At 52.5% G+C, this 14,757-nt stretch carries 10 protein-coding genes; 2 read left to right on the top strand and 8 right to left on the bottom strand.

Features of this window, described 5'->3' with window-relative positions:
• From AQR02_RS26080 to AQR02_RS26100, 5 genes are all read right to left on the bottom strand, one after another.
• A partial coding sequence (locus tag AQR02_RS26080; protein ID WP_054943282.1) for a carbohydrate-binding domain-containing protein occupies positions 1-3,307 on the bottom strand: 3,307 nt, incomplete at its 3' end.
• Positions 3,308-3,441: 134 nt separating this feature from the next.
• Positions 3,442-4,989 (bottom strand): ABC transporter substrate-binding protein, encoded by a 1,548-nt coding sequence (locus AQR02_RS26085; RefSeq protein ID WP_054943283.1) that lies wholly within the window; start codon positions 4,987-4,989, stop codon positions 3,442-3,444.
• A 55-nt stretch (positions 4,990-5,044) separates the two neighbouring features.
• A complete protein-coding gene (locus tag AQR02_RS26090) occupies positions 5,045-5,938 on the bottom strand; it encodes a carbohydrate ABC transporter permease (RefSeq protein WP_082452088.1) in 894 nt (297 codons plus the stop codon).
• 30 nt (positions 5,939-5,968) lie between these two features.
• Positions 5,969-6,955: an ABC transporter permease gene (locus AQR02_RS26095; RefSeq protein WP_209444304.1), complete on the bottom strand. Its 987-nt coding sequence runs from the start codon at positions 6,953-6,955 to the stop codon at positions 5,969-5,971.
• A gap of 213 nt (positions 6,956-7,168) precedes the next feature.
• Positions 7,169-8,641 (bottom strand): ABC transporter substrate-binding protein, encoded by a 1,473-nt coding sequence (locus AQR02_RS26100; protein ID WP_082452089.1) that lies wholly within the window; start codon positions 8,639-8,641, stop codon positions 7,169-7,171.
• A gap of 104 nt (positions 8,642-8,745) precedes the next feature.
• On the opposite strand from AQR02_RS26100, the gene AQR02_RS26105 reads away from it, so the two are divergent.
• Both AQR02_RS26105 and AQR02_RS26110 read left to right on the top strand, forming a co-directional pair.
• The gene (locus AQR02_RS26105) at positions 8,746-10,644 is read left to right on the top strand and encodes a cache domain-containing sensor histidine kinase (protein ID WP_054943285.1); all 1,899 of its coding nucleotides are present in this window, start codon (positions 8,746-8,748) and stop codon (positions 10,642-10,644) included.
• On the top strand, positions 10,619-12,244 hold the full coding sequence (locus tag AQR02_RS26110) for a response regulator (protein ID WP_054943286.1): 1,626 nt from the start codon (positions 10,619-10,621) through the stop codon (positions 12,242-12,244). Before AQR02_RS26105 ends, AQR02_RS26110 begins: the two co-directional genes overlap by 26 nt.
• Positions 12,245-12,249: 5 nt before the next feature.
• Here AQR02_RS26110 and AQR02_RS26115 read toward each other — a convergent pair whose 3' ends face one another.
• The 3 genes from AQR02_RS26115 to AQR02_RS33205 form a co-directional block, all read right to left on the bottom strand.
• On the bottom strand, positions 12,250-12,972 hold the full coding sequence (locus tag AQR02_RS26115; RefSeq protein WP_054943287.1) for a hypothetical protein: 723 nt from the start codon (positions 12,970-12,972) through the stop codon (positions 12,250-12,252).
• Positions 12,973-13,103: 131 nt separating this feature from the next.
• On the bottom strand, positions 13,104-14,387 hold the full coding sequence (locus AQR02_RS26120; RefSeq protein ID WP_054943288.1) for a PucR family transcriptional regulator: 1,284 nt from the start codon (positions 14,385-14,387) through the stop codon (positions 13,104-13,106).
• A 63-nt stretch (positions 14,388-14,450) separates the two neighbouring features.
• A partial coding sequence (locus AQR02_RS33205; protein WP_209444306.1) for a hypothetical protein occupies positions 14,451-14,757 on the bottom strand: 307 nt, incomplete at its 5' end.

Genomic DNA, 14,757 nt, shown 5'->3' on the forward strand with positions numbered 1-14,757 from the left:
GGCCAAGCCCGGTGGAAGCGTTCAGCGGAGTCGGGCGTACGCCGATATTTTTGACCTTAGCCCAGAAAATTAAGGAGTCCCCCAGCTGAGGCGCCGTATGGCTTGAAGGCGAGCCATCGCTATTCACGATATTCCAGCCGATGTCCGTAATGGTCAGGTCCGGGCCCGGAACAGGCAGCGTGGCTTCATACCCCTCGAACTGGAAGCTGCTGACCATAACTGTCCCCTCACGCGCGATTACCTCAATCCGGTGCAGCCCGTAATCCAGTCCGGTCAGCTCGTAGACAATCTTATTGTCGCCCTCAAGACCGGCCTGTGGAATAACCACGGTTGCCTTCAGCTCCCCATCCACATAGACATCCGCGCTGCCCATATCGCTCTTGATGTCCGATCTCCAGCGGACGCCGATGCCGTTAAAATTAATCACCGCCGTGGCATCCGGCGAATAGGTCACATGAGACACTCCATTCGGAGCCGGCTCAAACCCGCTATAGTCGATATAAGCATTGTCATGCGCTACCGTATACCAGGCTGACACCGGAACAAAGGCCCCCTCCTCCAGCCTGAAATAATCGAGATTTGCCCCGTTTCCGCCGGAAGCAAAGGTAATCGTGTTATACCCCGGCTGAAGTGTGATGCCATACTGTCTAGCTGTAATATTGCTGGTCCAGCTTCCTGTGGTCGGCAATGAAATGGTCGAGAGCTTTTGCCCGTTGACATAAATATTCTTTTTCGAATCTTGATTGGAAGCGTATGCAATAGTTAAGGTATAACTGCCTCCGGAGGCCGAATAGAAGCCCTGGATCGAAATCGGACCGCCGTGGGTCTGCTCCACAACCTTTTTGCCGGAAGCGAGATTGTTGGTGCCGATTCTTAACGGCAGGGCAAACGCAGCAGCTTCTGCCTCGAATTTCGTGGGGTCCCCCGCCACATGCGGTGTAATAGGCATAGCCAGAGTAGTCGCCGATACGTCAGGCGTTAAGGCAGATACGTTGCCCGAGTCATCCACTGCCTGCACCCTGTAGCTGTATGCTGTTTCCGGGGCAACGCTGTAGTCATCAAAAAACGTAAGCTGTCCCGGCACGGTCATCACCGGCTCTGCTCCTCCGTCCCGGAATACGCGGTATCCGGTCACCGTATCATTGTCGGTCGAAGCATTCCAGCTCACTCTGATCTGTTCATGGCTTACAGCCGCCGCAGCAGCGCCGGTTGGAATAGTAGGAGCGATTGTCTCCAGTTCATCCAGGATATACTGCACCGTTTCGCCGGCCCCCAGAGTCACGTTAAGGGTGAGATGCGGAGTTGCCGTGAGCTGCACCGTAGAATGTGCAGCAGCATAGCTGTTGCCTGCCCCGAACACTTCACCGGTGTAGGTTCCGCTGGCCGGCATCTTCACCTTCACCCGCATCGTCAACGGCTCCTTCTCGAAGTTGACGAAGTTCAGCAGGATTTTATCTGCCGAGGCTCCAACGGTTGAGGTGCCGAGCGCCGAGGTATCGACTGCGCGGAAATAGGCTTTTTTACCGTTTAAGGCAAAGGTATTCACCACCTTGTAGCTGAGCGGGCTTCCATGGGTCGCGTATGCTGCAGCCAATCTGCGGAAGGTCTTCAGCCTTGTCTCTCCCCCCTCATTCTGATTAGCTGGCACGGCCACCGTATCTTCAAACCGGTGAGTATTCCAGTTAATGCCGGAGCCGAACAGTCCAAATTCCGTACCGTCATTGAAGAAGGCTGCATGCTGCATAATATGGTCCGCATAGCCGATGTCGCCGCGCATCTCCCGGTCAAAGGCAGCGGCAAACCTGTAAGCATATGTGCCGTATTTGGTGTTGTCGGAATGATTGTCATTGGCGCCGGTCTCGCTCATCGCCATTTTTTTGCCAAAGCCTTCATCCGATTGATTATACACACGCAGATTCTCATAGAGACTCGCACCAGGCAACGGCTGCACGCCTGTGCCGCCATAGCTGTGCCCGTTGGTCACATCGGACAGCTCCTCAATTTCCCGGCGCTGCTCCGCATCCCGTTCCCAGCCGTCGGGTGTCCCGTTGTAAGGCCAATACGCCCAGCCCGGTGCCACAATCTTAAGGTAAGGCTGGCTGTTACTCTGCCGCTCCTCATCCATCAGCTCATGGATCGCCACCACCGCCTGCTGGGCCCAGCCGAACAGTCCCGGCTCATTGCCCGTCTCGGCATACTGATACAGGTCGCCGAACTTGCTGACGAAAGCAGCATAATAGCTCCTCAGTGCCGCTGGTATCGTGCCGCCCGCCAGCTCCGAATTGCTCTTCCAGTTGCCGCCGATAATATTCAGCATCGGCTCCAGATTAAGGTCACGCAGTGCACTCAGATAATTGCGCCCCTGCGGGTCCCAGCCGCTGCTTGTGTCCGACCAGAAGGAGGCCCGCATCCAGTTGCCGCTGTAGGCAATGCCCATCCATTTGGTCATCGGAGCCAGATGGCGGATTGCATGCTCGTCATATTTGAAGGTGGACGCGGCCAAGGTGCTGCCCAGATGGATATACCGGCCATGAACCGGCTCAAGCGCCGGCGAATTCAGCGCATCCAGCCTGAAATAATCCCATTCGAACCATAAATATTGGTCTCCGGTATACCCGGGGGCCTGCGGGTCCGCATACAAACCCCGGTCTACAGCCAGCGTAAGCACATTTTTGCCGATATGCAGCTGTTCCTTGGGGATATAGAGCTTGTAGGTCTGCTTCCAGGTGTCCATTAAAGCGGTTTCACCATTGTTCAAGCCGGTAATTTGAATCAGCCCGCTCATCAGGCCGTTGGAGAATACCGCCAGTTGGGGAATGGCCGTGCTGGCATCAATGACCTTGAAGCTGAATTGAATCCCAAACTCAGGAACCTGCGCCAGCTGGTACGTGAGCTTCATTGTGCCGTTGGCATCAGCCTTCATTCCTTTGGAGATCGAGCTCCACCTTGCGGTAGGTACGGGGAGAGTGAGCTTTTCGCTAAATGCTTTTTCATATACGGATCCATATACATTTTCATATACACTGCTGTATACATTGCTGTATACGTTGTTATAATCGGCAAATTCAGATGAGCTGTTGTTCTTATTACCTACCTGCCACAACAAGCTCATCGGCGGCTCGTAAGTAGCGCTAGTTACCGTATCCGGGCTTAAGACCTGCTCCACCGGCTCTGCATTTGGCTGTACTTCCAGCACAGCCGAGGCAGCGGGTGAGGCAGCTTTTGCCCCAGGTCCGCCTGGTGCAATAAACGTGGTCATTACCAATAACAGGATAAGCAGTTTTGCTGTACTTTTATGAATTCGCACATTAACACCCTCTTCTCTAAATAAGATTAGGGCACCCCAAGTGCTGGCTCTGCGAATATGAATACCCGGTAACCGGGCAAGCGGCTTAAATCAAGACGCTTGCCGGAGACCGGGTCTGCTACTGCTTCAGTTTCTTATTTGGCGGCCAGAAATGCATCCATTTGCGTTTGAATCTCAGTGATTACAGCATCCAGTCCGGCAGCTTTCAGCTTGCTGTTCATTTCCTTCAGGATCGGTTCAGGATCTTTTTCCCCGGAGTACAGGGTGTTCTTATACTGCTTCGTAATATTGATCAGCGCCCCGATCTGCGACTGCACCTTTGTGGAATCAAAGACGAATCCGATGACCGGCGAGGTTTTGGAGTTGGCGTTCCAGTCTTTGTACAGCTGCACCCGTCTTGGATCCTCATCCTTATTCAAGTAGTTGAGCAGCACATTCCCGATCATCCAGGAAGAGACGGAGTTGTAGCCGCTGTCCGGAATGAACTCTACAGTGTTCGCATCCAGCTTCTTGTAGTGTTTGCCTTCAATACCGAAGGTGAGCAGGTTATACAGTACGGGATCGGTATGAATTAGGTTGATGAACATCATCGCCCGCTCCGGATTCTTGGAGGTTCTGGAGATGGCCAGCATCGAGCCTTGCAGACTCTTCGTGCCTACCTGCACCGGCAGAAGGGTTTTGATAATCATTGGCTTCTCAGCCAGACGTGTCCAGTCGTTGGTGGAGGTCGGGTTCATATTACCGTAGACGAACCAGGCTTTGCCGCTTTTTACAGCATCCTTCAGCTCTGTTTTGTCCGTGGCCCCATTCTTATTGATATAGCCGGCTTCGTACCATTTGCGGATCAGCTTCAGCCGTTCCAGGATTTCCGGAGTATCGTATTCGTTGAATACCTTCATCGTTTTGTAATCCAGCAGGGTCGGAATTTCATTGCTGCCGTCGAGGTCCTCGCTTTCCGGATACGCTGTGAACCAGTTGAGACTGTCCGTATGGTTCATGAACAAGGGGGACATGCCCGGCTCTTTTTCCTTAATGACCTTGAGCATAGGTTCAATATCTTCCAGCTTCGTAATGCTGTTCACATCAAAGCCGTACTTGTCGACGATCGCTTTATCAAAGGCAAAACCGACGGATTGGCCCAGTTCTTTTTCCGTTGGAATCGCATACAAATGTCCGTTTACAGTGGCAGCCTGCAGATACGCCGGATTAATCTGTGCTTTGGTTTCTTTGGCGTACTTATCCAGCAATTCCTCCAGCGGGGCATACGCACCCTTCGCGGCATTGGTCATGAAGTTCCAGGTATAGACCATGTCGAAGACTTCGCCGGACTGGATCATCAGATTGACTTTGTCAGCCGGTTTATCCCAGCTCAGCTGGTTGATTTTGATGGTGGCGTTGATTTTATCCTTCAAATAAGCATTGATCTCCTGCTCTACGGACGCTACGTCCTTATCCGGCCCGCCGGGCAGATACAGGGACAGCTCAACCTGCTCCAGCTCATTCGTTTTTTCAGTGGGGGCAGCGGTTTCAGTGGCGCTGGTGGCTGGAGCGGTGGTGCTTTTTGCCGTGGCCTCAGGGGCGGCGTTTTTGGTGTTATTCGTATTTCCTCCGCACCCGCTTAGTGTAAGCCCGATCATCAAAACAAGTGATAGCATTAGACCCGTGCCTTTTTTAATTGCCATTACTCTTTTCCTCCCTCTTACTTGAAAAATATATGCTAATCGGCGTCAGCCGAGGTTAGCCCTTAATGGAGCCAAGCGTTAAGCCTCTGATGAAATAGCGCTGGAAAAACGGATACGCCAGCACGATCGGACCAATCCCGATCAGGGCCATCGCCATGCGGATCGTCTCCCCCGGAAGTTTGGCCAGCTCGGTGGCCGAGCCCTGGATCAAAGCCCCGTTGCGGCTCAAATAGTCCGCCTGGGAGATCATTTTGTACATCAGGTACTGCAGGGAATAAAGATCGGTGTCGGTAATGAAGATCATGCTGTTGAACCAGTCGTTCCAGTAATGCAGAGTGTTGAACAGCCCAATCGTGGCAAAGACCGGCAGGGACAGCGGGAAAACAATCCGGAAAAAGGTTCTCAGCTCGCCGGCCCCGTCAATTTTGGAGGCTTCGATCAGTGCCGGGGGCACGGACATCTGGAAATAGGTTTTCATAATCAGCACATTGAACGGAGAGAGCAGCATCGGAACGATCAGCGCCCAGACCGAGTTTTTGAGATCGAGCACCTGCGTGTACACCATGTACCAGGGCACCAGACCCCCGCCGAACAGCATCGTAAAAAAGATCAGAAAGGCGAAAATGCCGCGATATTTGAAGTCCGCCCGGGAAATCGGATACGCATACAGCGAAGAAATAAATACACTCAGCAGTGTACCGATTACTGTGACAAAAATAGACACCCCATAGGCTTTTACAATGACGGTATAATCCTTGAAGATATAGGAATACGCCTCCAGGCTGAGCTTCTCCGGGAAAAATTGATACCCGTTCAGGACAATCGTATCGTAATCGGTAATGGAGATCATGAAGACCAGTACAATCGGCAGCAGGCAGGTGATCGTCAGGATGATAAATATAAGATGGAGCAGCATATTGGTGAATTTGGAGATTTCATTATTGGTCACAGCATTTCTCTCCTCCTAATCTTTCTTTACTCAGAAAACAGCCTGATCCTTATCAACCTTGCGCACGATCCAGTTCGAGCCGAGCACCAGGAAAAATCCGACCAATGACTGATATAAGCCTGCCGCTGCGGACATGCCGAGGTTGCCCATGTTGATCAGCGCGTTATAGACGTAGGTATCAATGACGAGCGTTGTCGGATACAGCGCCCCGGAATTCAGCGTTGTCTGGTAGAACAGCCCGAAGTCGGAGCGGAAAATACCGCCGATCGCCAGAATAGTGGTGATGATAATGACCGGCCGGATCAGCGGAATCGTGATATGCAGGATCTGCTTCCACTTGCTGGCGCCGTCGATCAGCGCGGCCTCATAATACTCGGAATCAATACCGATGATCGCCGCGAGATAAATTACACAGCCATAGCCGACCCCTTTCCAGAGGTTGATCAGCGGCAGAATGAACGGCCAGTACTTCGGCTCGGAATACCAGTTCAGCTCATTAAGCCCGAACAGGGACAGTACGCCTTTATTGATGAAACCGTATTCAACATTGAGAAAAGCGAACACGAGGTAGCTGACAACGACCATGGACAAAAAGTAGGGGAAGAACATGATGCTCTGATAAAATTTGGCCGCCAGCTTATTTCTCAGCTCATTCAGGGCGATCGCGATCGATACCGCAAAGACCAGATTGAGAATGATAAACACGAAATTGTACAGCACCGTGTTGCGCGTAATGATCCACGCATCCGAGGTTGCGAACAGGAACCTGAAGTTATCCAGTCCGACCCACGGGCTGCCCAGTATCCCGTCCACGTAGTTGATATTCTTGAAGGCAATGATAATCCCGAACATCGGCAGGTAATTGTTGATGAGCAAAAAGACAACGCCCGGCAGCAGCATGAGCAGCAGCACCTTATGCTTCAGCAAATGCTTGAATACGGAGCCTTTCTTGGCGGGGAGCCGCACCGGCTGGCTCTGCACCGTACGGACCGTACTCCTTTTCCCTTGAGTAATCATCACTTACGCCTCCTGATTCCATCATTCTCTCTCTTCATGTCTTAAGTGTAGCCGGAGCAGCCGATTTGCTAAATAAGACCATCTATAATAAAAGTTCGATAATCTATACAGTTTTACATCGCAGCCCCTCCATGCCTGATCCGCATAAAAAGAGCCGTCCACCGTTATAAATAGTGGACAGCTCTTTGCACATCGAATGCCAGACTACATTCCTTACTTCTTCTCTAAGCTCAGTATCTGCTCCAGACTCTGCGCCTTCAACGGGTCCTTCGGATCAAACCCCGGATAAATATATTCCTCATGCTTAAAAGAGTACCCTGTTGCCGCGATATCCAGCATCTGATTCAGCCGGGCAGTTTCGCCGCTCAGCGCTTCACTTAAGCTCTTCTCGCCGGATATAATCTGCAGATACAGCTGCAGCCGCGGGCGGTCGCCTGCATCCCGCGGCTCTATCGACACGGTGCTCGGATCATACTGGTCCATGATCTGCGGCGGGAGCGGATAGATCGAATCAGCCGCCGTCGGATAGAATTCCGTAAAGTGGGCCAGGCCGGGAGCCATGTTTGGCAGATTAAGAATGCCGTCAACAACCGGCAGGGCCAATGCCTGGTGGAACAGGATCGTCAGGAATTCTTCTGACTGCAGGAAGGTCCAGACCTTAATCGCTGCCTCACGGTCTGCAGCCGCGCTGTTCACAACGAGCGGAGAGTGCGGAATCATCATTAATGCCCCGGCCCCAAGTTTGGAGGCCTCCGTCACCGGCGGCATTGCTACCCCCCAGTCATCCTTTGGCATATATTCCTGCAATTTCACATAGTCTTTGCTGGTTACATACATCATGCCGATATTGCCGTCAGCGAACTGGCGCAGGGCACTGTTGCGCTTGAGCAGAGTCTCTCCCGGATACAGGCTGCCCTGTGCCTTCATATCCAGGAGCATCTGCAGCCATGGCTTATAACCGTTCAGGTCGTAATAACCGCTCCGGTAATTATACAGATACACACCGCTGTACGTATTCGACAGCTCCAGCCCAGTCTGCAGGCTGTACTGGCTGTCGCCGGCCGCAAGCGCGAACCCGTATTTGTTCACCCCGACTCCGGCCTGGCTGATCTTACCGGCAGCCGACTTCATATCGGCAAAGGTCGCCGGCGGCAGCTCCGGATCAAGGCCGGCAATCCGGAACAGCTGCTTGTTGTAGATCAGCCGAACGGTTTCAATGCTGGAGGGCATGAAATAAATTCCGCCCTTGAACAAGGAGCTTTCCGCATAGGCTCTGGCCCAGTCCGGAAATCTGTTCATGTCCCCGGGCGTCAGCGCGGAGGACAGATTAGCCAGGTACCCTTTGTTCACATAAGTAGCCAGCCAGGCATTGTCAACACTGAACACATCCGGCCCCTGTCCCGAGGTCATCAGCATATTCAGCGTATCATCATATACATCCGTAGAGATATTCATAATACTAATCTCAATCCCGTCCGGGTTCGTTTTGTTATATTGGTTAATCGCATTCTTCACTTCCAGATTCTCCGTCCAGTCATAGAGGGCGATCCGGATCTGGGTGCGCGGCTGCGCTTCGGGAACAGGCTCAGGTGCGAAATCAACCAGCAGCGGCCGGTCATAGGCGATCGCATAGACCACCAGCCCGCAGAGCAAAACAGCCATACTAAAGACGAGGATTCGTTTCATTATTACCTCCTGCGTTGACAGCGCGTCTTGGCACACCTTACAATGGATACCAGCTATTGGTTAATATATTCCATTATTAAATATATTCCAATACTATCCGATAAATGGCAAGTGAAGATTATTCTCCGGGACGGGGGAGGATTCCACTGAAGAAATTATTTGACACTCTGTCTAAAACCCTCTTTCTGTATAATTTCAGTATCCGCAGCCGGCTGATCCTCTATTTCCTGTTCCTGGTCCTGCTTCCTACGACGATTATATCCATCACCGTATACAACAAATCCGCCGATATTATCACCCGAAATGTGAATACATCGATCGAGAACAATCTTAATCTGGTACAGGATAACCTGGATCAGCGATTCACCAGCGCCAACAATTCGATGATCGCCCTCTACCTCAATACCGAATTCGCCGATCTGATCTCCTCTAACCGCCCTACCGACAGTACCGGAATCATTAATGAATTGGCCGCCCTCAACAAAATCCTGGAGAATTTCCCGGCGAACGGAACCTCGGGAAGCAGCTTTGTGCCAATGCTCTACATGCTGAACCGCCCGGAATATACCCAGTATAATTTCTCCAGACGCGTGTTTAATATCGATCAGATCTCGCTGAAGCCCTGGTATCTGGCCATTCCGGCCAAGTCCGATTTCACCGTCGTCGGGCTCAGCTCACTGGATTCAAGATTTACCATTAAGTTCGCCAAGCGCCTGTTCGGCATCCGGCATGCCCAGCTGCCCTTCGCCGGCCTGCTTACGATTGATATTCCGGTGAGCGAATTCAGCACACTGCTGGATCATTACAAGCCTACCCCCGGCAGCCGGATCTATATCATTGACCAGACAGGGACCATTGCCATTAGCCCTGAGGAGGGCTTGATCGGCCAGAACATCAGCACCCGGGATTATTTCAGCAAAATAAGCCCGGCCGATGCAGACTCCGGCACCTTTCATTCCTTCCGCCACGTCATCAGCGGCGAGAAGATGCTTGTCTCCTACCAGAATATTCAGGCTACCGGCTGGACGATTCTCTCTTTCTCTCCGGTCAGCGAGCTTAACGGGGAACTGGCCTCCTTCCAGCGGGTCATGTATGTCGTGATCGGCATCTGCATGCTGGTGTCACTGACGATGGCCCTGCTGCTGTCGGAAAATATCTCTGCGCCGATCCGCAAGTTCATCCAGTCGATGTCCCATGCCGAAAGCGGTAACTTCAACATCATCATCCGCTACCGACGCAAGGACGAATTCTCCTATTTATTCAACCGCTACAACAAGCTGCTGCAGCAGATCAAGGCGCTGATCGACAAGCTGTATGTCACCGAGCTGCGCAAAAAAGAAGCCGAGCTAAAAACACTCCAGGCTCAGATCAATCCGCATTTTCTCTATAATACGCTGGATTCGATCAACTGGCTGGCGATCAACCATAACGTTCCCGAGATCAGCAGTATGGTGACATCGCTGTCTGATTTTTTCAGATACAGCCTGAGTAAAGGGCGGAATATCATCCCGCTGCGCGATGAGCTGAAGCAGGTGGAGAGCTATCTCGGCATCCAGCAGTTCCGCTTCCAGGATAAGCTGGAGTACGAGCTGGAAGACGTGGACCCCCGGTTACTTACGGAATGCCTGGTGGTCAAGCTGAGCATTCAGCCGCTGGTGGAGAATGCGATTATTCACGGGATTCAGCAGCGCCGCGGCAAAGGAAAAATCCGCATCCGGGTGACTTCTGCCCAGGAAGTCCTGTTCGTTTCCGTTTTTGACGACGGGGTCGGTGCTGATCCTGAGCGGCTGAACCTGCTGCTGACCGATCAGCAGCCCGGCAACCAGTCCTACGGCATCCGTAATGTGCATACAAGAATCCAGCAATTTTTCGGGGAGGCCTATGGCATCCGTTATTATGCCAATAACGAGGATCACTCCGGCCTACTGGCCATGATCCGGTTTCCGGTCGTTACTACATGGAATGAGGTGATCGAAGATGTTGACCATGATCGTAGCGGATGATGAGCCGTTTATCCGGCGCAGCCTGATCCAGGTGTTCAAGTGGCAGGAAGAGTTCGGCATTGAGATTATCGGGGAGGCCTCAGACGGCCAGGAAGCCTATGATTTATGTATGGAGCTTAAGCCGGATATTCTGTTCACCGACATTATGATGCCTTTTCTGAACGGCCTCCAGGTCGCCGAGAAGCTCAAGGACGCGGATTGTCCAACCAAAATCATCATCATCAGCGGCGCCCAGGATTTCGCGTATGCCCAGAATGCCATGAAGGTGAACGCTGAAGGCTATATCCTGAAGCCGGTGAAGCTGGATGAGATCAGGGAGCTTTTCCGGAAAGTCACTGACCGCATCCACCACGAACGCGACAACCGGCTGAATCTCCAGCATCTGGGTAAGCAGCTTCAGGACAACATGCCGCTGATCCGCGAGAAATTTCTGCAGAATCTCATATTCGGCTTATACCGGAACGAACAGGAAATATGGGATAAAATCACTTATTTCAACCTGCCCTTCAGGCAAGGTGACCGGTTAACGGTTGGCGTACTGGAGCTTGATGACTACCTGAGCGCCGTCGCCAGGTTCTCGGAGGAATATAAGCAGCTGCTCTACTTTTCCATCCGGAATATTATGGACGAAATCATAAGCGCCCACCCGTGCGCGGTCAGCTTTGTGGCCGGCGAGAATGAATTCATTATGATATTCTGCTCACCGGAGGACCCTGCCGGAGAACCTCTCACCGGCCTCTGCAACAAGATGATTAGCAGCATTGGGGAATATTTGCGGCTGGACGCCTCCATCGGTATCGGCCGGGCCTGCTCCCTGGCTGGACAGCTTGAGGATTCCTACAAGGAGGCCACTGCTGCGCTGGCCCACAAATTTTATACCGGCCACGCTTCTGTCCTGTACTTCAAAGACATTCAGCCGGATACTGAGACGCTGCAGAGTACTTTCTTCTATACATTCCATGCCCGACTGATGAATGAGCTGAAGGCTGGGCATACGGACAATGTGATGGAGCTGCTGGATACACTGTTCACCAAGCTTGCGGGACCGCGGCTGCAAATCGATTATGTACAGAGCATCTGTGCGGAGATGATTTTCACCTCAGCCCGGACGCTCTATGAGATTGACGAGAATATTGAAGAGGTACTGAGTGACCGGATGACGATTATGGATACGCTATATACCCAGAAGAGCATTGCCGGGCTTAAGGCGTATATGCTGGAGCTTTTTCATGACCTCAGCACTTATGTCGCAGGCAAAAACACTTCCAAAAACAGCCGGGCCATCAGCCGGATCAAAACAATCGTGCAGGAAGGCTACGCCCGGGAGCTCTCCATTACCAAAATTGCCGAAGAGGTCTTCCTGACCCCCAACTATATCAGCCTGATTTTTAAGAAAGAGACCGGCGAGACGATCACCGACTATATCACCAAAATCCGCATGGGCAAGGCCAAGGAGCTGCTGCTGACAACCGATCTTAAAGTGATGGAGATCTCCGAGCGGGTCGGTTATGAGAACCCCCATTATTTCAGTACTGTCTTCAAAAAAACAGTCGGGGTGCATCCGCTCAAATACCGCTCAGGCAAGGATAGCTCCTCCTAGTTCAGCTATTTATAGATATAGGTGCGCACTCCGATTCTGGAGAAGATGGCGTTCTGCCCGTCTTTACCTTCCTTAGGGAGATTACCTCTCATGGCAAGCGTGCTGATATAATCAAAATTCGGATGGAGCGCCTCGTCGGTCAAATAAGCCGATGTCCGGCTGCCCGGCACTCTTTTCCGGTTAAGCGCGGTGATCATTTCCTCTGCGCTTTTGATGCCCAGTCCATGTCCGTAGTAGCGGTCCGGACCCATCATGATTGCGTTCTCCCCCTGCCACTCGGGCAAATCCGGGTCATGATCGGGATTCCTGAAATAGACCACATCGCCCGGCTGCATCTCAAACTGCTGGAACGTGGTGATCATCTGCAGATTTTTGTCATAATTCCAGTCCCACAGGAACAGGTCGGTGAAATAGCGGTCAAACGCTTCCGCCCCAATTGCACCAATCGTTGCTTTATATAGAATCATCACCATCGCCATTGCACATTCGAAGGCATAAAGCGGCCCGTTCTCAAAAATATCGTTGATCGCTGCCGATGGGCGTACCCCCGCCTTCAATTCAAATCCGCCGTTAACCGTACGGTTCCAGTATTTCGGATTGCAGCGGGAGTTCTTAAAATCGGAGAAGTCCGTTCCGCCAACACTCATTGATTTCGCCGCCGCAATGATTCCCGCCCGCATGTTCCGCTCAAAGTCTGAACCGCCGGGTGAGCCGTAGCCAATCCCCATTCTGTCAGCCCCTTTCCTGATTCATTCACAAAATATAGGTTATTGTACGTGTCAGCACCTCTGTTGGTGCGGAGCATCAAAAAAGAGTCCAAATCCCCCTTGCCGGGGACTGGACTCTTCCTTATGAAGCACTACGACGTGGACGCCGCACTGCCTGTATCCTCGTGAAACTGAAACCAGCTGTTCACCTGCGCCGTTTCCTCGGTGAGAATATCCAGATAAACCGAGGTACGGTAGTCGGTTTCTTTCAGGCTTCTGCCGGTAATTTCGGCGATCCGGTTCAGCCGGTACATCAGGGTGTTGGTATGAATATGCAGAAAAGCAGCCGACTCCTTGAGATTGCCGTCCAGCGTTAAATACACGGCGATCGTCTTGAGAAAATCACTTTTATGCTCACGGTCATGCAGTTTAAGCGGATGGAGCAGCGCACTCCGGCGGGTCCGGCTGCGCTTCTGTTCCATGATAGCCGGAATGTGAGCCCAAAAGCCGATTTGCTCGTAGAGCAGCAGCCCCCGGGCATGGTAGGGAAGCAGCTTCTTGATCTCCAGCACCGACAGTGCCTCGCGGTAGGCCAGAGCGGCAGAGGTATATTCCCTGTACCCCGGACTGCAGCCGGCGGCCAGCCGGCAGCCTTCACTGCGGCTCATATCCGCGAGCAGCTTGTTCACAAAAGAGGACAGAATTTCCGTTCCCTCTACCGGAAAAACAAAAGAAAACAGCAGAATCAGCCGGTTATGCTCAGCCGTCAGAAACAGGAGACGCTGCCCGGCATAGGCATCCATCACCTGCCGGAAACGCAGCAGAAAGTGCTCGTCGATGATCTTATCGCTCTCCAGCACTCCGATGTAGTAGCTCTCCGGCAGCAGGATCGACCAGGCTTCCGCTTCCTGGCGGATGCGCGGCTCCGTATCATAATGCGAGGTCAGCAGCTTCCAGAAGAAGTCCTCGAAAGCCTTATCCTGCTTGGTCTTCCAGCCGCGCTGCTTCAGCAGATAACGCCCGGCGATGCCGGCCGCCTTCTCGACAATCTCCTCGGCATAGCCCTCGGCGAGATTTCCCCGGTCCACTACCCAGATGTAACCCAGAATCTCCTGCTGGTGCTTGATGCACATGGCCAGCCTCGGTCCGAGCCCGACCTCCATCACCGCCGGAATGCGGATCGGATGCGCCGCGTTCTCCAGCTGGTGCATGACACCTTTTTTGCGGAGTCCGATGATGACCGTGTTCGGCACCCGTTTACCGATAATCGTGGAGATGCGCGCAGGGTCGCTCTCGAACTGATGGGAGCTGTAGCCGATGACATGGTGGTTGCTGTCCTCAATCGTCACCTGCGACTGCAGCGATTCACTAATGGTATCCGCCAAGGATTCCATGCTGTCAAAAAAACGATCAAATGTTGGCCCTGATTCTGTCAATGTTCCCACCCCAGCCCGAAGAATAACCGAATCTTGCACGTTTAGGTGTTTACATTATATTACTCAGATTTCCGGCTGACTAGGATAATATGCGAGAAAACCTAACATGAAAAGGGCGATTATGTCCAAATAAATCCGGTTTCGGCTAATTGGCCTCGTCCGGCTGACAGAGCTACCCGCCATCCCCCCGCTCATTCCGGCACTTTCCCCGATTCCGGGGATTTCAACGGGATTTTTCCTGCTCATTCCGGCACTTTCCCCGATTCCGGGGATTTCAACGGGATTTTTCCCGCTCATTCCGGCACTTTCCCCGATTCCGGGGATTTCAGCGGGATTTTTCCCGCTCATTCCGGCACTTTCCCCGATTCCG

The organism is Paenibacillus ihuae, assembly GCF_001368795.1.
Classification (GTDB): Bacteria; Bacillota; Bacilli; order Paenibacillales; family Paenibacillaceae; genus Paenibacillus_AQ; species Paenibacillus_AQ ihuae.